At 57.2% G+C, this 21,276-nt stretch carries 26 protein-coding genes; 10 read left to right on the top strand and 16 right to left on the bottom strand.

Annotated features, from left to right (window positions below; genetic code table 11):
• Positions 1–91 precede the first annotated feature (91 nt).
• Positions 92–532, top strand: a complete 441-nt coding sequence (locus tag EI185_RS03345) for a copper chaperone PCu(A)C (protein WP_124703702.1) — start codon at positions 92–94, stop codon at positions 530–532.
• Between the two features lie 3 nt (positions 533–535).
• Here EI185_RS03345 and mtgA read toward each other — a convergent pair whose 3' ends face one another.
• Genes mtgA through EI185_RS03330 form a run of 3 tightly spaced genes read right to left on the bottom strand, consistent with a single transcriptional unit; the run spans position 536 to position 2,546 of the window.
• On the bottom strand, positions 536–1,225 hold the full coding sequence (gene mtgA, locus EI185_RS03340; RefSeq protein WP_124703701.1) for a monofunctional biosynthetic peptidoglycan transglycosylase: 690 nt from the start codon (positions 1,223–1,225) through the stop codon (positions 536–538).
• Positions 1,225–2,043 carry a shikimate dehydrogenase gene (gene aroE / locus EI185_RS03335; RefSeq protein WP_124703700.1) on the bottom strand — a complete coding sequence of 273 codons (819 nt, stop codon included), beginning with the start codon at positions 2,041–2,043 and terminating at the stop codon, positions 1,225–1,227. The genes mtgA and aroE overlap by 1 nt, the downstream gene beginning before the upstream one ends.
• A gap of 50 nt (positions 2,044–2,093) precedes the next feature.
• Positions 2,094–2,546: a rhodanese-like domain-containing protein gene (locus tag EI185_RS03330; protein ID WP_124703699.1), complete on the bottom strand. Its 453-nt coding sequence runs from the start codon at positions 2,544–2,546 to the stop codon at positions 2,094–2,096.
• Between the two features lie 349 nt (positions 2,547–2,895).
• On the opposite strand from EI185_RS03330, the gene glnA reads away from it, so the two are divergent.
• The 4 genes from glnA to ntrC all read left to right on the top strand — a co-directional run bounded on the left by glnA (position 2,896) and on the right by ntrC (position 7,451).
• The gene (gene glnA / locus EI185_RS03325) at positions 2,896–4,305 is read left to right on the top strand and encodes a glutamate--ammonia ligase (RefSeq protein WP_124703698.1); all 1,410 of its coding nucleotides are present in this window, start codon (positions 2,896–2,898) and stop codon (positions 4,303–4,305) included.
• 136 nt (positions 4,306–4,441) lie between these two features.
• Entirely contained in the window at positions 4,442–4,891 is a 450-nt protein-coding gene (locus EI185_RS03320) for a DUF4124 domain-containing protein (protein ID WP_124703697.1), read from the top strand.
• An 81-nt stretch (positions 4,892–4,972) separates the two neighbouring features.
• Positions 4,973–6,028, top strand: a complete 1,056-nt coding sequence (glnL, locus tag EI185_RS03315; protein WP_189836261.1) for a nitrogen regulation protein NR(II) — start codon at positions 4,973–4,975, stop codon at positions 6,026–6,028.
• Positions 6,029–6,044: 16 nt separating this feature from the next.
• On the top strand, positions 6,045–7,451 hold the full coding sequence (ntrC, locus tag EI185_RS03310) for a nitrogen regulation protein NR(I) (protein ID WP_124703811.1): 1,407 nt from the start codon (positions 6,045–6,047) through the stop codon (positions 7,449–7,451).
• Positions 7,452–7,490: 39 nt separating this feature from the next.
• Here ntrC and EI185_RS03305 read toward each other — a convergent pair whose 3' ends face one another.
• On the bottom strand, positions 7,491–8,168 hold the full coding sequence (locus tag EI185_RS03305; protein WP_124703696.1) for a Crp/Fnr family transcriptional regulator: 678 nt from the start codon (positions 8,166–8,168) through the stop codon (positions 7,491–7,493).
• A 75-nt stretch (positions 8,169–8,243) separates the two neighbouring features.
• Here EI185_RS03305 and EI185_RS03300 point away from each other — a divergent pair, with 75 nt between their 5' ends.
• From EI185_RS03300 to EI185_RS03285, 4 genes are read left to right on the top strand one after another with little or no spacing between them, the layout of a single operon-like run.
• Positions 8,244–8,639 carry a hypothetical protein gene (locus EI185_RS03300; protein WP_124703695.1) on the top strand — a complete coding sequence of 132 codons (396 nt, stop codon included), beginning with the start codon at positions 8,244–8,246 and terminating at the stop codon, positions 8,637–8,639.
• A 3-nt stretch (positions 8,640–8,642) separates the two neighbouring features.
• Positions 8,643–9,089: a biotin/lipoyl attachment domain-containing protein gene (locus tag EI185_RS03295; protein ID WP_124703694.1), complete on the top strand. Its 447-nt coding sequence runs from the start codon at positions 8,643–8,645 to the stop codon at positions 9,087–9,089.
• An 8-nt stretch (positions 9,090–9,097) separates the two neighbouring features.
• A complete protein-coding gene (locus tag EI185_RS03290) occupies positions 9,098–9,808 on the top strand; it encodes a thioredoxin family protein (RefSeq protein WP_124703693.1) in 711 nt (236 codons plus the stop codon).
• A 6-nt stretch (positions 9,809–9,814) separates the two neighbouring features.
• A complete protein-coding gene (locus EI185_RS03285; RefSeq protein WP_124703692.1) occupies positions 9,815–10,327 on the top strand; it encodes a hemerythrin domain-containing protein in 513 nt (170 codons plus the stop codon).
• Between the two features lie 17 nt (positions 10,328–10,344).
• On the opposite strand, the gene xth is transcribed toward EI185_RS03285, so the two are convergent.
• Genes xth through EI185_RS03270 form a run of 3 tightly spaced genes read right to left on the bottom strand, consistent with a single transcriptional unit; the run spans position 10,345 to position 13,769 of the window.
• The gene (xth, locus tag EI185_RS03280; protein WP_124703691.1) at positions 10,345–11,112 is read right to left on the bottom strand and encodes an exodeoxyribonuclease III; all 768 of its coding nucleotides are present in this window, start codon (positions 11,110–11,112) and stop codon (positions 10,345–10,347) included.
• A 47-nt stretch (positions 11,113–11,159) separates the two neighbouring features.
• Positions 11,160–11,723 (bottom strand): glutaredoxin family protein, encoded by a 564-nt coding sequence (locus EI185_RS03275; RefSeq protein ID WP_124703690.1) that lies wholly within the window; start codon positions 11,721–11,723, stop codon positions 11,160–11,162.
• A gap of 21 nt (positions 11,724–11,744) precedes the next feature.
• Complete coding sequence (locus EI185_RS03270) at positions 11,745–13,769, bottom strand: M3 family metallopeptidase (protein ID WP_124703689.1); 2,025 nt, start codon at positions 13,767–13,769, stop codon at positions 11,745–11,747.
• A gap of 61 nt (positions 13,770–13,830) precedes the next feature.
• On the opposite strand from EI185_RS03270, the gene EI185_RS03265 reads away from it, so the two are divergent.
• Positions 13,831–14,382, top strand: a complete 552-nt coding sequence (locus EI185_RS03265; protein ID WP_124703688.1) for a gamma carbonic anhydrase family protein — start codon at positions 13,831–13,833, stop codon at positions 14,380–14,382.
• A 32-nt stretch (positions 14,383–14,414) separates the two neighbouring features.
• Here the strand turns inward: EI185_RS03265 and minE are convergent, their stop codons facing one another.
• The 9 genes from minE to EI185_RS03220 form a co-directional block, all read right to left on the bottom strand.
• A complete protein-coding gene (gene minE / locus EI185_RS03260) occupies positions 14,415–14,669 on the bottom strand; it encodes a cell division topological specificity factor MinE (RefSeq protein ID WP_124703810.1) in 255 nt (84 codons plus the stop codon).
• Positions 14,670–14,682: 13 nt separating this feature from the next.
• A complete protein-coding gene (gene minD, locus EI185_RS03255; protein ID WP_124703687.1) occupies positions 14,683–15,498 on the bottom strand; it encodes a septum site-determining protein MinD in 816 nt (271 codons plus the stop codon).
• A 49-nt stretch (positions 15,499–15,547) separates the two neighbouring features.
• Positions 15,548–16,300: a septum site-determining protein MinC gene (minC, locus tag EI185_RS03250; protein WP_124703686.1), complete on the bottom strand. Its 753-nt coding sequence runs from the start codon at positions 16,298–16,300 to the stop codon at positions 15,548–15,550.
• 209 nt (positions 16,301–16,509) lie between these two features.
• A complete protein-coding gene (locus EI185_RS03245) occupies positions 16,510–16,998 on the bottom strand; it encodes a glutaredoxin family protein (RefSeq protein ID WP_124703685.1) in 489 nt (162 codons plus the stop codon).
• A 9-nt stretch (positions 16,999–17,007) separates the two neighbouring features.
• Positions 17,008–18,021: an alpha/beta hydrolase gene (locus EI185_RS03240; protein WP_223247642.1), complete on the bottom strand. Its 1,014-nt coding sequence runs from the start codon at positions 18,019–18,021 to the stop codon at positions 17,008–17,010.
• Between the two features lie 262 nt (positions 18,022–18,283).
• A complete protein-coding gene (locus tag EI185_RS03235; RefSeq protein WP_124703684.1) occupies positions 18,284–18,721 on the bottom strand; it encodes a thioesterase family protein in 438 nt (145 codons plus the stop codon).
• A 23-nt stretch (positions 18,722–18,744) separates the two neighbouring features.
• Positions 18,745–19,590 (bottom strand): DMT family transporter, encoded by an 846-nt coding sequence (locus EI185_RS03230; protein WP_124703683.1) that lies wholly within the window; start codon positions 19,588–19,590, stop codon positions 18,745–18,747.
• Between the two features lie 163 nt (positions 19,591–19,753).
• Entirely contained in the window at positions 19,754–20,251 is a 498-nt protein-coding gene (locus EI185_RS03225; protein WP_124703682.1) for a DUF2127 domain-containing protein, read from the bottom strand.
• A gap of 97 nt (positions 20,252–20,348) precedes the next feature.
• Positions 20,349–21,191: a transposase gene (locus EI185_RS03220; protein WP_124703681.1), complete on the bottom strand. Its 843-nt coding sequence runs from the start codon at positions 21,189–21,191 to the stop codon at positions 20,349–20,351.
• Positions 21,192–21,276: the final 85 nt, after the last annotated feature.

Genomic DNA, 21,276 nt, shown 5'->3' with positions numbered 1-21,276 from the left:
CGTCTTTCCTTGCTCTGCACTATGCGCGTATTTTATTGAGTGTTTACGAGGCTACAATCCGAAGCTTGAATTTCAATTGAGGATATCAATCATGAAACAATTTGCAATGCTGGGCTTGGCGCTACTGGCGCAGAGTGCAATGGCTGCTGACGTGAAAGTGGAGAATATCTGGATGCGTGCCACGGTACCGGGCCAACAGGTGGCCGGCGCTTACATGGACATTACCAGCCCGGAAAATGCCAGGCTGATTGGCGCCCAGAGCCCGGCGGCCGGCAATATGGAAATACACCTCATGCGCATGAATCATGGCGTGATGGAAATGCGCGAAGTCAAGACACTGGCATTGCCTAAGGGCAAGACAGTGAAATTGGCTCCAGGCGGTTTTCACCTGATGCTGTTTGATTTAAAACAGCCATTCAAAACCGGAGAGGCGGTGCCGATCAAGCTCACCATCGAAACGGCGAACAAAAAGCGTGAAATTGTGGAGGTCACCGCCCAGGTGCGTGACCCGAGCGGCCAGATGATGCATTGAGGCTCAGCGCGGCACCACCGCCGAACCCATGCGCGCCTGGATGATGGCAGCCCGGTGCAATAACCCTCGTGCATTGCGATGGGTATCGTAGTAGCGCGGATTAGGCACCATGGCGGCGAGCTTGGCAGCCTGCGCTGGAGTCAGCGCTGCTGCCGAAGTGCGATAATAATAATGCGCGGCTGCCTGCGCACCGAATACGCCATTGCCCCACTCGATGACATTCATGTATATCTCCAGGATGCGGCGTTTGGGCATCATTTTTTCCAGCATTACCGTGATGATGGCTTCCTCCAGTTTGCGCCACGGCGTGCGGCTGCCCGACAGAAACAGATTCTTGGCGAGTTGCTGGCTGATGGTGGATCCACCGGCAACGATCCGGCCTTTTTTCAGGTTTTTTTCAGCCGCGTACTGGATACCTTCCCAGTCAAAGCCATCGTGGCTGAGGAAACGCGCATCTTCCGCCGCGACCAAGGCGCGCTTGAGATTGCCGGATATTTTTGCATACGGTACCCATTTGTGGCGCAGTTCCGCATCCGGGTTGTTCTGCTGCAGGATGTCGAGGCGTTCATCCATGAATGCGCTGTTGGCTGGATTGTGATCCACCCACCACCACACATGGGCAAAAATCCACAACTGATAGCCCAGCACTAGCAATAGCAGCCCAAGCAGCCCACGTCGTAGCCATTTTCCCATTATGAGTGCTGACGCAGCATTGCTATGACCGGCGCAGTTGTCGGACGCACCTTGCGCCAGACATAAAAGGCTTCCGCGGCCTGCTCGACCAGCATCCCCAGGCCATCCGAGTACTGGCCCGCGCCGTGACTGCGGGCATGGGCGAGAAACGGGGTTTCACCGATGCCGTACATGATGTCGTAGGCCAGGCTGTCCAAAGCATAGAGATCGGCGGGCAATGGCACCTGTTCGCCCGACAGGCTGGCCGAAGTGGCATTGATGACCAGATCAAACTGCCTGCCTGGCAGAGCGGCAAAATCGCAAGTCTCCACCACACCATAGGGTGAAAATTGATGCTGCAGTATTTGCGCTTTATTCAGGTTGCGGTTGGCAAAGACCAGGAGCGCCGGAGATTCGGCTAGGAGCGGCAAGGCGATACCGCGTGCCGCGCCACCTGCGCCTATGATCAGAATCCGTTTCCGCGCAATGTTAAAGCCGAGATTGCGTGTGATGTCTGTCACCAGCCCGGCACCGTCGGTATTGTCGCCCTCGATACGCGCGTCGGTAAATTTCAGGGTGTTGACCGCGCCCGCAAGCCGCGCGCGTTCGGAGATCTCGTCAGCCAACGCAAAAGCCTGTTCCTTGAACGGCACGGTCACGTTCGCCCCGGCACCGCCCGAACGACGGAATGCATTGACCGTTTCAGCGAAGCCGTCCAGTGGCGCCAGGAGCCGCTCGTAGACGATATCCTGGCAGGTTTCACGGGCAAAAGCGGCGTGAATGAGTGGTGATTTTGAATGCTCGACCGGGTTGCCGATCACGGCATAAAGCTGGGGCATGGCGGATTACTGAAATTAAACTGGGCAGATTCTAGCGGGATAATGACCGATTAGCGATGTTTCCATGGCAAATCGGCAGTTTTCCAGCCGCTATCCTGTCCGCGTTTGCCGTCCGTGCTCTTGCAGCCTTCGAAACCTTCCAGCACATTGTAAACTTCAGTGTAGCCTGCGTTGAGGGCAACCAAGGCAGCTTGATGAGAACGCTCTCCGCTACGGCAGATAAACATGACCAACGCTTCCATATCCACCTGCTGTTTGAGTTGCTGCAAGAAGTACGGGTTCTGTACCCAACCCGGATAAGCTTGCCACTCCAACTGCACGGAACCGGGAATTTCGCCGACCAGATCCCATTCCGCATGCGAGCGCACGTCCACCAGACGGGCGCCGGGGGCCTGGTGCCAGATCAAATTGGCCTCGACCGGGGTCAGCGCACCTGCGTAGGGCAGCCCGGCCAGTTTGCCGCGTTGTTGGGCGTGTTTGAGAATATGGCTAATGGTGGGCATGGCGAGGTCCTTGTTGTGTTGTTGGATTTTGATTTCAGTATAGTCAGAATCGTGCGGACAGGACTCGCCGGCGCTGTATGCACTAACATTGGGCATTTAGATAAGGATTTGCTCCAAAACAGGGCGTATTTTTTGTTTCAGAGATGAAAGCGCTTGTGGCACAATTGCCAATCTTGGGCGGCTGTTCTATGCAGACGTCCGGCACATGGCAATGTCAGCTACTTTGTTTCACCTGCTGAATAGACGATGGCAGGGATTTATTTTGCTGGCATGTTTTCTGCTCAAATATTGCCCCAGCAGAAAAGTGCACCCGGTTTTTATGCAAACGCAACTCAATGAGGAGATTTAAATGGCGGTCGCCGATGTAATGAAAATGGTCAAAGAAAATGATGTGAAATTCGTTGACTTTCGTTTTACCGATACCCGTGGCAAAGAGCAGCATGTAAGCGTGCCAGTGAAACAGCTCAACGAAGAAAAATTCACCGACGGCCACGCTTTCGACGGTTCTTCCATCGCCGGCTGGAAAGGCATCCAGGCTTCCGACATGATCCTGATGCCGGATCCGGACAGTGCCCGCATGGATCCTTTCATGGACGAATCAACGTTGCTTCTGACCTGCGACGTGATTGAGCCGACCGATATGAAAGGCTATGACCGTGACCCGCGTTCCATCGCCAAGCGCGGCGAAGCCTACCTAAAATCCACGGGGATTGGCGACACTGCTTATTTTGGCCCAGAGCCCGAATTCTTCATTTTTGATTCCGTGAACTGGCATACCGACATGTCCGGCACCTCAGTCAAAATCAATTCCGAAGAGGCGGCCTGGAGTTCTGGCGAAAAGTACGAGGGCGGCAACATGGGCCATCGTCCAGGCGTAAAGGGTGGTTACTTCCCGGTTCCTCCTGTGGATAGCCTGCAGGATATCCGTTCCGCCATGTGCCTGGCGCTCGAAGACATGGGCGTGCCGGTAGAAGTGCATCACCATGAAGTTGCTACCGCCGGCCAGTGCGAAATTGGCACCATGTTCAGCACCCTGACCAAGCGTGCCGACTGGACTCAGATACTCAAATACGTGGTGCAAAACGTTGCCCACGCCTACGGCAAAACCGCGACTTTTATGCCCAAGCCTATCGTTGGCGACAACGGTTCCGGCATGCACGTGCACCAATCCATCTGGAAAGACGGTAAAAACCTGTTTGCCGGTAATGGTTATGCCGGGCTGTCCGAAACCGCCCTGTACTATATTGGCGGCATTATCAAACATGCCAAGGCGCTGAACGCCATTACCAACCCGGGCACCAACTCATACAAGCGTTTGGTACCTGGCTTCGAGGCTCCGGTAATGCTGGCCTACTCTGCCAAAAACCGTTCTGCCTCGATTCGCATTCCGCATGTCGCCAGCGAAAAAGCACGCCGCATCGAGGTGCGCTTCCCGGATCCTTCCGCTAATCCTTACCTGGCCTTTACTGCGCTGATGATGGCGGGTCTGGATGGCATCCAGAACAAGATTCACCCAGGCGACGCTTCCGACAAAAATCTGTACGACTTGCCGCCGGAAGAAGAAGCCAAGATTCCGAAGGTATGTCACTCTCTGGAGATGGCGCTGGAAAATCTGGACAAGGACCGCGAGTTCCTGACGCGCGGTGGCGTATTCTCCAATGAGATGATCGATGCCTACATCGAACTGAAAATGGAGGAGGTCACGCGTTTCCGCATGACTACCCATCCGGTCGAGTTTGAAATGTACTACTCCCTGTAAATCGGGGCCGTTGCGTTAAAAAGGGCGGGTAAACCCCGCCCTTTTTTTGTGCATCAATTGTTTGCGGCCTTCATTTGCCATAAACTCTCCGTTGTCCTGGCCGTTATAGTGTGTATGTCTTTTACCTGTTCTGGATATGAAAGCCGCCCTACTCATCATTGGTCTGATCGTCAGTCTTCCCGTCCACGCAGAAATTTACAAATATGTGGATGAATCTGGTCAAGTCACCTATACCAACCTGCCCAGGCGAGGTGCCAAACGACTGAATCTGGAGCCCGCGGAAACCACTGCAGCGCCTGCGCGCAAAAAGGAAGCCAGCACGCCGGCCAATTTCCCGCGCGTGGATAGCAATACGCAACGTAAGCGCGATGATTTGCGGCGTAGTGTATTGCAGGATGAGTTGCTCACCGAAGAACGCAATCTTGCAGAAGCGACCGCCGCGCAAAAGGCGGGTGAAGCGCTGCGCAGCGGCGAACAGGCTGGCAGTGCAAGCTGGCGCGCACGCACAGATAAATTGCGCGATATCGTCAAGCGCCATGAAGACAATATTCGCGCATTGAAAAAAGAGCTGGCCAGCATAAAATAATTGCGCGTTGCATTCCTGGCGCGTTAGTTGCTTGTTAAGGTGAATGCATTCACTCAAACTACCCCAACCCAGCCCTTCACGATGCATGTCATAGACAGTCAGTTAATGGGTCTGGAGTACTTGGCCACTGCCGTGCTGGCACTGGATGCGGCACGCCAGGCATGTTATTTGAACCCCGCTGCAGAAAATTTGCTCGGGCTTTCCGCCAGTCAGGCGGGCGGCCTGTCGCTGGATACCTTGTTCAACTCGCCGAAGCAGTTACACACGGCGCTCGATTACGCGCTTTCACACAATGCCAGTTTTACCGAGCATGAGCTGGTCCTGGAAGTGAACACCAATCGCCTGCAGGTGAGCTGCACGGTGACCCCGCTGGAAAATGCGCCGGTGGCATTCATGATCGAGTTCCACCCCATGGATCAGCAACTTAAAATTGCTCGCGATGAACGCATGCTGCTGCAACAGCAGGCCAATCGCGAACTGATCCGCAACCTCGCGCACGAGATCAAAAATCCACTGGGTGGCATCCGCGGTGCGGCGCAGTTGCTGGAGCATGAGCTGCCCAAGGAAACCCGGGAATATACGCAGGTTATCATCCAGGAGTCCGACCGCCTGCAATCCCTGATGGATCGCTTGCTTACGCCACATCGTTTGCCTCAAATCAGCGCGGTAAACATTCTGGAAGTATTGGAACGGGTACGCAGCCTGGTGTTGGCGGAAACGCAGAGCGGGCTCACTATCCGGCGCGACTACGACACAAGCATTCCTGACATTACCGGCGACCGTGAGCAGCTGATCCAGGCCACGCTCAATATTGTGCGCAACGCAGTTCAGGCATTGCGCGGGAAAGGCGAGATTGTGCTGCGTACGCGCATTGCACGGCAGGTGACCCTGACCATGAAGCGTCATCCGCTGGCGGTGCAAATCCAGATTATCGACAACGGTCCGGGAATCCCGGAATCGATACGCGAACGCATTTTTTATCCACTGGTGTCGGCCCGCGAAGGCGGCAGTGGTCTTGGCCTGACGCTGGCGCAAACGTTTGTGCACCAGCATCAAGGCACCATCGAGGCGGATAGCCGCCCTGGCTATACCTGCTTTACCCTGCTGTTGCCACTGGGGCAACAGCAGCAAAGTTAACTGACTATAAATTATGATGAAACCTGTCTGGATTATCGACGACGACCGCTCCATTCGCTGGGTGTTTGAAAAAGCGCTCAAGCGAGAGGAGATCCCTTTCCTCAGCTTTTCTTCGGTGCAGGAAGCCGAGGCTGCACTGGAAAAAGACTCGCCGCAAGTGGTGGTGAGCGACATCCGAATGCCTGGCGCTTCCGGGCTTGATTTGCTGCAGCAGCTCAAAACACGCTATCCGCGCCTCCCGGTTATTATCATGACCGCCTACTCGGATCTCGAATCCGCCGTCGCGGCTTTTCAGGGCGGCGCATTCGAATATCTGCCCAAGCCATTCGATGTGGATCACGCTATCGAGCTGATTCGTCGCGCCATCGACGAGAGCCAGCGCGAAGATGAAACTGCCGCGCCCAGCGAGGCGGTGCCGGAGATACTCGGTCAGGCGCCCGCCATGCAGGAGGTATTTCGCGCCATTGGCCGACTCTCGCAATCGCACACCACGGTGCTGATTACCGGCGAATCCGGCAGCGGCAAGGAGCTGGTCGCGTCGGCCCTGCACCGTCACAGCCCGCGTGCAGCCAAGCCCTTCATTGCGCTGAATACCGCAGCGATCCCCAGGGATTTGCTGGAATCCGAATTATTCGGCCACGAGCGCGGCGCCTTTACCGGTGCACAAGCCCAGCGTCGTGGCCGGTTTGAGCAGGCTGACGGCGGTACACTGTTCCTGGATGAAATCGGCGACATGCCCCCCGAGTTGCAAACCCGTCTGCTGCGGGTGCTGGCGGATGGACAGTTTTATCGCGTGGGTGGCCATCAACCGATCAAGGTGAATGTACGGGTGATTGCTGCCACCCACCAGGATCTGGATAACCGGGTAAAAGAAGGCCTGTTCCGGGAAGATCTCTACCATCGCCTGAATGTAATCCGGCTGCGGTTGCCCGCGCTGCGCGAACGCAGTGAGGACATTCCCATTCTGGCGCGGCATTTTTTGCAAAAAACGGCACGCGAACAAGGCGTGGAACCCAAAAAGCTCTCTGATGCGGCACTCAAGCATCTGAGTCACCTGGCGTGGAGCGGCAACGTACGCCAACTGGAAAATGTCTGCCATTGGCTCACCGTGATGGCACCCGGGCAGAATATTGATGTGGCTGATTTGCCGCCCGAGTTGCTTGGCTCAGGGGGTCAGGCGCCAGCTGGAGGCAACTGGGCGCAGTCGCTAGCGCGCGAGGCGGATGCTGCCCTGGGGCGTGGTGAAGTGGGGATTATCGAGGGGCTCACCCAGGAATTTGAAAAAACCCTGATCACCGTTGCGCTCAAGCACACCGGCGGTCGGCGCATCGAGGCGGCCAATCTGTTGGGTCTGGGGCGCAATACCCTGACACGAAAGATTCAGGACTTGGGTCTGGAAGGCAAAGACACGCCCGGGGAATAATCCGGCCGCACAACCTGAAGAATATGTTCAGTAAGGGTTTCAGGAAATACGGCCCAGCGCATCGGGTTTGAGCACGACGACAGTTTCAGCATTGACCTCGATCAAGCCTTCGTCACGTAGCTTGGACAGGATGCGCGACAGTGTCTCCGGCTGGATACCGAGTAGCGAGGCGATGGTTTGTTTGGATGCCGGCAGTCGAATCGTGCGGGTATCGGCACTTTTTTGCGCCGGTTGCGCCAGCAGGTACTGAGCAAAGCGTTGCACGCCGGTTTGCAGCGTGAGGCGATCGATTTCCGTCACCAGGCCGTGCACGCGTCGACTCATTGCAGCCAGAAGCGCCAGGCATAAATCCGTATTGCCGCGCAGCAGACCCATGAAAAAACCGGCATCGAAGGCAATCAGCCGCGTCGGTTCCAGAGCCGCTGCGTGGACCGGGTAGCGCCCGCCCATGAACATCACCGCCTCGGCGAACAGATGCTCGCGTCCGATCAGTTCCATGACGTGTTCCTGCCCATCTTCCGCAAGCAGAAACAACTTCATCGTCCCTGTTTTGACCAGATAAAACCGGTTGCCCGGATCATTTTTTGCGAACAGCGGTGCGCCGGCGTCCAGCTCGCGCCAGCACGCACGCTCCGCGATTTGTGCAAGCAGCTCTCGATCCAGATCGCGGAACAGGTAGGCGAGGCGGAAATCCTTGATATCGGGTGTAGTCGGCATGGGCGTTTGATCTAGATCAAGGTGTTAACAAAACAAACCCGCTACGCTGATCTCAAGTTGGATTGGAGTACCACTATGCATAAGCGCAATCGCTGGTTTGTAACTATTTCTCTCATGTATGGCCTGCTCGGCGGCTTGGTTGCGCTGATCCATTTGAGTTTCCCGGGACTGATCCCCGGCAACGTGGCGCGCATGCACGGCCACATCATGCTGCTCGGCTTCATCCTGATGATGATCTACGGCGTCGCCCTGCATGTGCTGCCGCGCTTTTCCGGTAATGCACTGTATTCCGAGCGCATGGCGAACTGGCAGCTCTATCTCGCCAACGCCGGATTGCCGCTCATGATAGCCGGATGGCTGACCATGCTCAATTGGCTGGTGCTGGTGGGCGGCGCGATTGTTTATTCCGCCATTGTACTGTTCGGCGTCAATATGCTGTTCACCGTCAAGCCTCATGGGCCCTGGAGGTAAATCATGTCCGAACACCGTGGCTGCGAACTGCCGGAAGACCTCTACTACGATCTGGATTACGTCTGGGTGCGGCCGGAAGAAGACGGCACCTACACCATCGGTCTCACCGACCCGTCGCAGACCATGTCGGGCAAGGTCCAGTATGTATGGATCAAGGACGTCGGCACCCATCGCGAATGGAAAAAACCCTTGGCACGGATCGAGTCTGGAAAATGGGCGGGCGGTATTCCAGCGCCATTCCCCGGCGTGATCGTGGCGCGCAACGAGACGGTATTGGCCAACCCCAACCTGATCAACATCGATCCCTACCACGACGCCTGGCTGGTGCGCATGAAGCCGGACGACCCGAGCACCGCGTTGACCCATCTCACCACCGGCAACGCCGCACAGGAAGCGCTCAAGGCGTGGATAGAGCGTTATGACGTGCAGTGCATGCGCTGCCAGGATTAGGAACAAACATGAAAGTCGAATTGCTGGTTTCGGAATGGTGCGCTTCCTGCCATCAGTCAGAAAAAATCTGGCGCGAGGTGGCCGAAGAAAAGGATATCGAATTCGCGGTGCTGGATATGGGCCAGCCAGAGGGGCGCGCCCTGGTGAGCCGGCTGCGCCTGAAAACCATCCCGGCGGTGGTGATCGACGGCGAATTGAAGGGCATCGGCGTACAAACCTTTGCCGAAGCGCGTGCCTGGGTGGCGGCCGCACCCGCCAAGCAGAAAACCGATATGCAGCACGCTGGCCTCACGCTGTCGCTGGATAATCGCCTGTTCATGCTGGGGGCCATGGTCTATCTGATGCTGGGCGGGCTGGGGCTGGCCATTAATGGCACCCTGCTGACCGACGGTCCGGCGCGCCCGGTGGCGCTGCATCTGATCACGGTGGGCTTCATGCTGATGCTGATATATGGACTGGCCGCGCATATGCTGCCGCGGTTTACCGGCAATCCTATCCTGATGGGGGTGTGGCCCTGGCTACAGATGGGGCTGGTGCATGCCGGGTTGCTGGCTTACAGCGCTGGTTTCCTGTTGGGTGTTTATCCGGTGGTCATCGCCGGCGGTGCGCTGATCTGGCTGTCGCTGCTGGTTTTTTCGGTGCGCATCTGGCCGGTGCTATGGCCCAAGCCGCGCAAGAACGGCATGGTCATCCCGCTACATATTCAACCGGGGGAGTAGCAAGCCATGCAACTTATGCCCAAACCAGCGCCAGGATTCGATGACCCGTTAGGCCTGCTGCGCGCCTGTCATGAGCGCATCCTCGGCCATTGCGATACGCTGGAACGGCTGGTATCGCATTTGCGACAACACGGCACGGATCAGGATGCGCAGCTGGCAGCGGCACGCATTCTGCGCTATTTCCAAGTGGGAGCACCGCTGCATCACGAAGATGAAGAGCGCGATCTGTTTCCGGTACTGCGCGCTCATTCCGCTTTTCCGGCCATCCAGCACCGGACGCTGGAAAACCTGATGGCCCAGCATCGCGAACTGGACAAACTATGGATACAGCTGGAGGCCGCTTTGCAGGTCATTTCCGCAGGCGCACCAGCCGACCTCACTGTGCAGCCCTTCGTGTCACTGACGCGCGCGCATATTGTCGTGGAAGAGCACGAAGTCTTTCCGCTGGCCGAGCGTTATCTGGATGCGGCGGCGCTGGCCGCTCTGAGCCACTCGATGCAAGCGCGCAGGCAAACGTAACGCAATACGGCTATCCGCTATCCAGCCAGTTCTGCCACTACCGGCGCATGGTCGGAGGGGCGTTCCAGCTTGCGCAGGTCCTTGTCCACGACGCATCCGGTACAACTGGGCGCCAGGGTGTCGGAGAGCAGGATATGGTCAATGCGCAGCCCCATGTTGCGTCGGAACGCCGCCATGCGGTAATCCCACCAGCTGAAGGTCTGTTCCGGCTGATCGAACAAGCGAAAGCTGTCTTTCAGCCCCAGCGCCAGCAGTTCGCGCCAGGCCGCGCGCTCCGGTTCGGAGACCAGTACCGAACCCGCCCATGCCGCCGGGTCGTGCACGTCACGGTCTTCAGGGGCGATGTTGTAATCGCCCAGCACGATCAGTTTCGGGTAGCGCGTCAGCTCGTCCCGGAGCAGCCTGGTGAGTGCCTGCAGCCAGGCCAGCTTGTATTGATACTTATCTGAATCTACGCTTTGACCATTGGGTACATACACGCAGATTACCCGCATGCCATCCACTGTGGCAGCAAGGACGCGTTGCTGCAGATCATCGTAACCCGCAATGCCTGCGGCCACGTCCAGCAAGGGTTGCTTACTGAGAATGGCTACCCCATTGTAGGTTTTTTGTCCTGCATACACGACCTGATATCCGGCGGCCGCGATTTCGGCGCAGGGAAATTTTCCATCCTCCAGCTTGGTTTCCTGCAGGCATACCACGTCGGGCTGACGCGCAGCCAGCCAGTCAAGCAAATGCGGCAGACGAACCTTGAGGGAGTTGACGTTCCAGGTGGCTATTTTCATAAATGGCGTAAATTATTTTCCCTGCCTCAAACCGCGCTTTTCCGAGGCTATTTTTTAGGCGCTGGTGTCTGGGATGGGCCTGTGGCAGAAGCGGGATTGTTTACTGCTTTGTCGGGAGTCGCAGTATCGGTTTTGCGTTCGCGCAACGGCAGGTTCGACTTGGGGTAGCCGCCCTCGTCCAGTGCCGTATTCCAGCGATTGGGATCGAAGCCTTTAACGTGCTGATTGCCAACCTTGAGCACCGGCACCTCCATCACGCCAACCAGCTTCATCAATTCGTCGGCATCGGTTTTTTGATTCTGCGGATCTTTGGCGGCGTAGGGAATGCCGCGTTTGTCGAGCAGCTTGCGCGCCTCGTCGCAGAGCGGGCCACACTGGCCCGCATAGAGGACAACAGGGTTTTTCGCCATGGCCTGCTGGAGCGGGTAAGATGCCTGCCCGTCGATCACGTTGCTGCCGATGGTGCGTTGCTCGGATTTTTTCACGCCTGCGGGAGGCGGCTGGTCGCTGTATTGAACCTGGCCGTTTTTATCCACCCAGCGATAAACCTGGCTGGCATAAACGCTGGTGGCGCACAGTAGCAAAACCATTGAAGCCGCAAGTTTACGCATTGCTTGTCCCCCTTTATGTATTCAAACCATGCCGTTGTGGCGCAGCAAGGCGTCGATGGCTGGTTCGCGCCCACGGAAGGCAACGAACGATTCCAGCGCCGGGCGCGAGCCGCCCACACCGAGAATTTCGCTCCAGAAGCGGTGGCCGACGCTTTCCGACAGCACGCCGTTTTCCTCGAACAGGCTGTAGGCGTCGGCGGACAGCACCTCCGCCCATTTGTAACTATAGTAACCCGCCGCATAGCCGCCCGCGAAGATGTGCGAAAAGTTGTTGGGAAAGCGGTTGTAATCGGGTGGTATCAGTACCGCCACCTGCGCGCGGATTTCCTGCAGCAATTGCAGCGCGGTCTTGCCGGTTGCGGGGTCGAAGTCGTCGTGCAGACGCATATCGAATAATGAAAACTCGATTTGGCGCAAGGTCTGCAAGCCGCTCTGGAAATTCTTCGCGGCGGTCATTTTATCGAACAGCTCGCGTGGCAGCGGCGCCTTGCTGTCCACATGCCGGGTCAGGTGTTTCAATACCTCCCATTCCCAGCAGAAATTTTCCATGAATTGCGACGGCAGCTCCACTGCGTCCCATTCCACGCCATTGATGCCGGACACGCCGAGGTCTTCGATTTTGGTCAGCAGGTGGTGCAGGCCGTGGCCGAATTCGTGGAACAGGGTAATCACTTCGTCGTGGGTGAATAGCGCCGGTTTGCCGCCGACCGGAGCAGAGAAATTGCAGGTGAGATACGCCACGGGGGTCTGGATGGCGTCGTTTTTGCGGCGCCGGGTCAGCGCATCGTCCATCCACGCGCCGCCGCGTTTATGCTCGCGTGCGTACAGGTCGAGGTAGAACTGCCCGATCAGGCTGCCGCTGCGGTCGCGAATGTCGAAAAATTTCACATCCGGGTGCCAGGTTTCGGTCTGGGAAGGACGGATGTCCAGGCCGTATAGCGTTTCCACCAGTTTGAACATGCCGGGCAGCACCTGGGTTTCCGGGAAATACTGCTTTACCTCCTGGTCGGAAAACGCGTAGCGCGCCACGCGCAGCTTTTCGCTGGCGTAGGTCGCATCCCAGGCCTGCAAATCGGCCAGCCCCAGTTCGGCGCGGGCGAATTCGCGCAGTTCGTCCATGTCGCGCTGGGCGTGGGGTTTGGCACGGGCGCCCAACTCGCTCAGAAACTCTTTGACCTGCTGCGGCGTTTCCGCCATCTTGGTGGCCAGCGACTCTTCCGCATAACTGGCGAAGCCCAGCATGGTGGCGTCTTCGCGGCGCAAGCTGACGATCCGGTTGATCAGATCGGTGTTGTCCAGGTCGGGCGGGCCGAACTCGGACGCGCGGGTGACGTAAGCCCGGTAAATCTGCTCGCGCAGCGCGCGATTGTCCGCGTACTGCATCACCGGCATGTAGGAAGGGGCATGCAGGGTGAGCTTCCAGCCCGGCTTGCCGTCGTGCTCCGCCGCCTCGCGCGCTGCCTGTTTCACGTCGTCGGGCAGGCCGGAGAGCGTGGCTTCATCGTCGATGAACAGGCTGAACGCATTGGTGGCGTCGAGCAGGTTTTCCTCGAATTTGGCTGACAGCTTGGCCAGCGCTTCCTGAATCTCCAGAAAGCGTGGTTTCTGGTCTTCGGGCAGTTCGGCGCCGCCCAGACGGAAACCGCGCAGTTCATTCTCGATGATTTTTTTCTGCGCCGGGTTCAGGGTCATATAGCCCGCGCTGTCCTTGAGCGCCTTGAACTTGGCAAACAGCGCCAGATTCTGCGACATTTCAGCGTAATACTGAGTAAGTTTGGGCAGATTGGCGTTATACACCTCGCGCAATGCGGGGCTGTTCATCACGCTATTGAGATGCGATACCGGCCCCCATGCCCGCGACAGACGCTCGTTGGCGTCCTCCATCGGCTGCACGAAAGTCTTCCAGGTCGGCGCCTCGGCAGCGTTGGCGAGCTGTTCTACCAGCGCCTTATTCTCGGCCAGCAGCGCATCCACGGCGGGCGTGACGTGTTCGGGTTTGATTTGCGAAAAACGCGGCAGAGCGGAAAAATCGAGCAAAGGATTCATGGCGCAACCTGTAAGAAATTCAGCACAATATAATAACCGTTTTCAAATGCGAGATAACACTATGTCAGGACAGCTCCCAGCACAGAATGTTCAAGCCTTTCGCGGCATGCTGCCGCGCGTTGGACGCGGCAGCTGGATTCACGACAGCGCGCGCGTCATCGGCGACGTCGTCCTCGGCGACAACGTCTCGATATGGTGCGGCGCCGTCATCCGCGGCGACGTGAACAGCATCCGCATCGGGGCCGGCACCAACATCCAGGACAACAGCGTGCTGCACGTCTCCCACAAGACCGAGCGCGACCCCATGGGCGCCCCGCTGATGATCGGCGCCAATGTCACCGTCGGCCACAGCGTCATCCTGCATGGCTGCACGATAAGCGATGAATGCCTGATCGGCATGGGCTCCATCGTCATGGACAAAGTGATGATCGAGCCGCGCGTGCTGCTCGGTGCGGGGAGTCTGGTACCGGAGGGCAAGGTGCTGTCAGGCGGCCACCTCTACATCGGCCGCCCCGCCAAACTGATACGGCCGCTGACCGATGAGGAACTGGCCTACTTCAGCTACTCTGCGGAACATTACGTGAAGCTGGCGCGGGATTATCAGCAAGGCTGACATTGCGGCGTGCCCGGCGCCTCAGGCCATATTCAGGTTTGCGGAATTTCGATTTTGACTTCGAGAACCTCGAGATTGTCCTGGCGTTCCAGGCTGACCTTGATATCGTCGGCGCCGATCTTCACGTATTTGGAAATCACCGCCACCAGTTCCTTTTGCAGCGCCGGCAGATAATCGGCGGGCGCATGTCCGCCGGCACGTTCGTGCGCGATGATCAGTTGCAGGCGCTCCTTGGCGACCGACGCGGTTTTCTTTTTTTCCCCAAGCAGGAACGAGAGTATAGACATCATGATTACCCCCTTATTTATTGCCGAAGAGGCGTTTGAGCAAGCCCGGCTTCTGGTAGTCGGTAAAGCGTAACGGCTTGTCTTCACCGAGGAAGCGGGCAACCACGTCCTGATACGCCATGGCAACATCGGTACCTTCCAGATGCACCGCCGGCACGCCCTGGTTCGAACCGTGCAGCACCGATTCCGATTCGGGCACAACGCCGATCAGTTCAATGCGTAAAATTTCCTGGATATCAGTCAGCGACAGCATTTCGCCTTCACTGACGCGTTTCGGGTTGTAACGCGTGATCAGCAAATGCTCCTTGACCGGATCCTTGCCTTCGATCGCGCGTTTGGTTTTGGACGACAGCATGCCGAGAATCCGGTCCGAATCGCGCACCGACGACACTTCCGGGTTGGTGACGATCAGCGCTTCGTCGGCGAAATGCATGGCCAGCAATGCGCCTGATTCAATACCCGCGGGCGAATCGCAAACGATGTATTCGAAGCCCATCCCCTGCAGATCGGTGATCACTTTTTCGACACCTTCATGCGTCAGCGCGTCCTTGTCGCGTGTCTGCGACGCCGGCAGGATGAACAGGTTTTCGCACTTCTTGTCCTTGATCAACGCCTGGTTGAGGTTGGCTTCCTCCTGGATCACGTTGATCAGGTCATACACCACGCGGCGCTCGCAGCCCATGATCAGATCGAGATTGCGCAGGCCGACGTCGAAGTCTATGACCGCTGTCTTGTGACCGCGCAATGCCAAACCCGCAGCGAAGCTGGCGCTGGTGGTGGTCTTGCCGACGCCGCCTTTGCCTGAGGTCACCACAATGATTTTTGTCATACCTTGCCCTTGTTAAATGGTTGGATTGGAGACGTGAGCCGTTGCATGCTCAGGTGAGGCGCAACGGCTCAATGATTAATTTTTCCTGATTCAGTCTGACCTGAACCGGTTTGCCCAGCACATTGTCGGGCAAAGGGTTTTCTGCTGTTCGGTAGATTCCTGCGACGGCAATCAGTTCGGGCTCAAAGCAGGTACAGAAAATACGCGCCTCATGGTCGCCGTGCACCCCGGCCAGAGCGCGGCCGCGCAATGGCGCGTAGATGTGGATACTGCCTGCCGCGATGACCTCGGCGCCGAAACTGACCAGGCCGAGCACCACCAGATCGCCGGGGGCATAAATCTGTTGACCGGAACGCAACGGTTTGTCGATCACCATGGTGGTGGCGGCTACCTTGGCAGTGCTTTCGCTTACGGGAGGCGGAGATGGCGGTGTTGCGGGTGGCGCGTCAGGTGCATCGGGCGCAGCGGCCGGTTTGCTGGCATCGCGACGCTCGCGCAATTCAACGAAGGGCAGGTTGCCCTTCCCCGCCCATTCCTGCTGCGCTTCGGTGGCGACGATGCCGATCGGGCGCAAGCGGAATTCGTTTAATAGCGCGGCGACGTCGTCGACCGGTATCCGCTCGTTTTCAAGACGTCGCAGATCGATGGCGACCACATCGTTGGCGAAAAATCCGGGCGTCGCCTCATAGCGGCGCGCCAACTCGGCGCGAAGCTCCGAGAGATCGGTTGATTTGACGATGAAAAGAAGGGTATCGACGGTGCTGTTGCGCAGTTCAAAATAAGGCAGTTTTTTGTGCGACATAAGCTGTATGCAGTAAGTTTTGCGTATTTTACCGCGTTCAGGGTGCCCTTGTTAGCCACATTTACATCCCCGTTCCACTTGCCGGGGCAAGTGTAAAAAATTATTCGCCGTGAATGTCGGGACGATTTACCAGGGATCGAATAATGTCTCGGGCGCATCCAGCTGCCCGCCATTGGCTTGATGAAGGCGGGCTACGCAGATTTCCTGCCCTACTTTCGGTTGGCAAAGAGCTCATCATAGGCCGACGGCGAGAAGCCCTGAACGTGCTGGCCGGATGCGACCAGCAACGGTATGCCCTTGCCGCCGCCAGCCTGGACGTAAGCAGTCATGCCTTCGCGGGTATCAATGTCGAAATCCTGGTACGCGATATTTTTGCTTGCCAGGTAGGCCTTGGCTTGCTTGCAGTATCCGCACCATTTTGCCGAGTACAAAACAACGCCGGCCGATGCAGCAGTCGCTGGCGAAGCTTGCGTCCGGCGTAACTGCTCGGCATAGGAGGAGGCCGAAGCCGGCAATGCCGTGCTCGGCAGGTTGGTGAACTGCATGGTCTTTTCGATTCGAGCCCCGACCGGCGGGTGATCGCTGTAGACAACCTTCCCGTCAGGCCCGATGGATTTGTACAGACTCTGTGCGACAGAAGATGTCGTCACCGCAATAGCACAAAGGAGAAGAAAAGTGATCTGGGAGATATATCTCATGAGCCGGGCCTATGGTTGGGGTTGAATTAAGTGACCTGTTAAGTTTGACGTGCCCGATTGATTCGCTAGCTTGCGCATTACAGACGCATCCAGCGAGCCCATGAATGACTCGACTGAGTCGGTATAGCCCCCTGCGGCGCCTAACTGTTGATTGATTTCCTTGTGTGATAAATCCTGCTCCAAAATACTGGCACGCACCTTTAAAGATGCGGCCTTGGCGGCGAATTCGTGCGCCTGCTGGCATGAGTCGCTACGGCGAGTTGAGCACACCGTCAGAAATGGGAACGCATTCGCAGCGAGCGCATGATAGGGTGACACTTTTTCCCAATAGCTGGCATCGCTACCAAAGGCTTGGTCATAAAGGCGAAGGTGCCGCGCTTCCATGGTCTGTACAACATCGAGGGCGGCACTGTCGAGAGAGATCGTGCCTAACCAGGGGCGCGCGCCCATGCGCAAGGCCATTGTTGGCGATGCGGCCAGGAGGGCGACAAGATGCGCCCCAGCTGAATGGCCCATCAGAATAAACTTCGTGGGATCGCCTCCCCAGCTAGCCGCCTTGTCTTGGGCTGTGGCCAGTGCGTGCGCGATATCCTGCGCTTGTTGCAAAGGATCGGCCTTGGGAAGCAGACGGTAATTGGTCGAGATGAAAATAAATCCCCTGGATACCCAGCGGGTCATCTTGTTTTCCACTACGGTTTTTGAGCTTTTGTCGCCGCGGTGCCAGCCACCTCCGTGAACCATGAAAATCACCGGAGCGCCTGCCGCCTGTCTGGGTAGATAAACGTCCATACGCTGTTGTTCATCTTTGCCGTAGGGCACATCTCGCAACAGTTGCATCCCAGCGGGTAGAGGCACACTGCCGGAAGCATCGTCATGCTCAATGTTTCCTGAGTGTTCAGCTAAATAGCGTTCCATGATGCGGTCACGTATCGACCCCGCATATGCCAGTTGTCCCATGAGTACCAGTGCGATCGCCAATGAGAAGGCGCGAAACAATCTGTGCGGTTCGTCAACTGGCAGCATTCTTTTCCCCTTCCCTGAATCAAACTTGCTGAGGCGTTCGTTTAGCTGACTGACCCCTGCGAACTAACGTTGGAATGTGTCGTTATGCGTCATGGTCGCTTGGGCCGACCCAAAAAAGGGGATTGTGCGCTACCTCAAATTTTATCGCGGCGCCAAGATCGCGAACATCCAGGGTAATCATGCCAATGCGAGGTTTCATGATACCGACTCCTTTGATATGTATTACCAGCTCAGTCGCGGTGTGATGATCGTGCGATGTGGGTCAGGCGCAGGATGATGAGTTGCCCCGCATTTTTTCGCCCAGCTTCGCAGCAAACCGTTCCCTGTTGATTACGAACCGTTCGTGCCGTCCTTTAGAAATTATATCCACCCCGTCGTGAGCCTCCACGGCAAAAATAAGTTTTCTTCCCTCGACAGCGGTCAACTCTACGGTAGCGGTGACCTCAAGGCCCGGTGGCGTGGCGGCTTCATGGCTTACGTCAATGTGCGTCCCGACTGTTTGTTCGTCTGGCCAATCAATATGCGGGTTGATCGCCTTGATACAGGCCCATTCGAGCAAACCCACCAGGAAACCGGTGGCAAAGACTTCAGGCATCGCCACAAACTCTGCGGATTCCGGATACAGCGCCGGTACGGTTTTCGATATCGGCACGATGAACTTGTGTTCGTAGCGGATGCCGGGTTGCAGGGTGTCTTTCAATGGAACCTCCTGTCGCGCATCAGTCAGATGGCGTTTTGTTTTTCAAGAATGACCAGAACGATTCCGCCGAGAATAGCCAGCGAGGCCAATACCAGGCGCAAGGATAGGGGCTCGCCAAGCAACATGATGCCTCCCAACGCCGCAATGACCGGGACACTCAGTTGCACGGTGGCGGCACTCGTGGCTTTCAGTGCCGGCAATACTGTATACCAGATGGCATATCCTATTCCGGAAGCCAGCGCGCCTGAAGAAACCGCGTACCAAAATCCGGCAATATCCCATGAGGCGCCGTTGAGCATGAGTGCGCTCAGTATTACCGAGATAAGTGCAGCGCGCAGGAAATTACCCGCTGTTACGCTGGCGGGATCACCCGCACCTTTCCCGCGCAAGGAATAGACGCCCCACGCCACCCCGGCACCCAACATCAATATGGAACCATACAGGGGCGGTGCCGAAAGACCCGGCAGCAACAGGCCAACAATTCCTCCGAAAGCGAGCACCAATCCGACGAGTTGCAGTCTGCGCAGGCGTTCCCCGGCCCAGATGCCATGGCCGATCATCATCGCCTGCACTGCACCAAACAGCAGTAGTGCACCGGTCGCCGCAGGCAGGCTCACATAGGCAAAAGAAAAGCCGGCGGCATAAATAAACAACGCAACAGCCGACAGCCAGTTACCCTCGCCGCCAGGCGTGATGCGCCGCATTTTCACCAGCAGCCAGAGCATCACGGCGCCGGAGATCAGACGAATGGTCGTGAAGCTGGCCGCATCGATACTGGTGTGTTTGAGGGCCGCCCGGCATAGCAGCGAATTGCCGGCAAACGCGATCATGGCGAGTACGGTCAGGGCAATTGTGCGTGTAGGCGGCATGGGAAGTTTTAAAGTCATAAATCGACAGTAGGGGTATTCAGTTCACCTGGACTCAATATTGAGGATTCTGCCATTTCTAACCAGACCATGGTTTTCTTCCGACATTTTTGCGGCTCTAAGCATTGGCTGTGTTGGCAGGGGCGTTTATGCCAACTCTGGCACCTCAGTGCGATTGACTGAACCCGTGCGAACTACGCAAGCGCCTGTACTCGAGCCAAGTGAGAATGATCACGAAGAGATCAAGGAATGAAAGCACCAGGAGCCAGACTGAATGGGTGAGAGAATAGCGATAGACCTGATAGATCAGGAACAGCCCAAACGCCACTATCGCAATCGGATAAGCCCAAAATTTCTTTTGCCACAGGGCCCACACCACGCCGATCTTGACCGCTCCGTGCCATAACAGAAACACCGCAGCGAAGGCCTCGGTACCCATGGAGAGGTGCTGAACAGAACGCATGATCAAGCCGGCAATCAAATCATGCGGATCCTCGCTCAACTCATGTTGGGTAAGCGCCCGCAACAGCCCGTGGATCTGGGCGGGATTAACGAAGAACAGAAGGATGCCGCCGATAATTTCGAGCACGCCATCCACGGCTTTGCTTATCACGCCGATATCAAAGAGGGTATGGACTATCTGGTTTCTGCTGCGTACGGTCATAACGGCTCCGGGTTGGGTCTGGTGACGCCACGCGGTATCGATGTGTCATCGATAGTTGTTCGCGCAATCAGGTTTCTCAACATAGCATTCTTCAGCCCTACGCTGAATCTTCATACGCCTTGACCAGCCGGCTCACCGTCGAGTAGTGAACACCGAAGTGCCGGGCGATCGCTGCCATGGTGTGCTGACCTGACCGGTACGCGCGTGCCATTGCCTCGTTGCGGTCATAGCGCCGCTCGAAATCCGCCAGGGGCTGGGTCAGCCCGCGCCGCTGCGCACGCGGTATTTCATCCAGCGCCGGTTTCTTTTCGATTTGCATCTGCATCTTTTCCACGAAGGCGTCCGAGCCCAGATAAATCTGACCCCGCAACTGTGACCATATGCTCGGCAGCCGCGCACCTTCATGCACGAAGGCCACGTATTTCCGGATCGCGCGGCTGCGCTGCCGCCCGAATTGCGCTAGGATCCAGTCGGTTTGCAACCACTCCGGCGCAGGCGCCTGAGCGCAGGTGGCGAGGTAGCTGCTCCACGGCCAGGCTTCAAGCCGCTTCACCATCCCGGCGCGCAGCGGATTGAGCACGACGTAGCGCGCCAGTTCCAGCAGGTAGCTGTCGCGTTCCACCAGGATGGCTTTGTACCGGCCCTGAAACACATGCCCCACCCGTCCGTGCAGGCGGTTGAAGCGTTGCGTATACACCCCGTTGAGCTGGCGCATCCCCTGTGCCAGGTTGGCTTCCGGCGTTTCAATCAGCAGATGATAGTGATTGCTCATCTGGCACCAGGCGTGGCACACCCAGTTGAAGCGCATGCAGATCTGCCCCAATACTGCCAGCCAGGCTTCCCGGTCAGCGTCCGACAGGTAAATATCCTCCCGGCCGTCACCGCGCGAGGTCACGTGGTAAAGACTGCCTGCCAGTTCGAGTCGTAAGGGGCGTGCCATGGGAGGAGTATGGCAGAGGGGGATGTGTTAATGCAAGACCTGACCCCGGCTCCTGACCCCGGCTCCTTCACTAAACTAAGAGTAT

Source organism: Sulfuriferula multivorans, assembly GCF_003851125.1.
Classification (GTDB): domain Bacteria; phylum Pseudomonadota; class Gammaproteobacteria; order Burkholderiales; family Sulfuriferulaceae; genus Sulfuriferula; species Sulfuriferula multivorans.
Note: the sequence above shows the minus strand (reverse complement) of the source record. Positions and strands in the feature narration are given on the sequence as shown.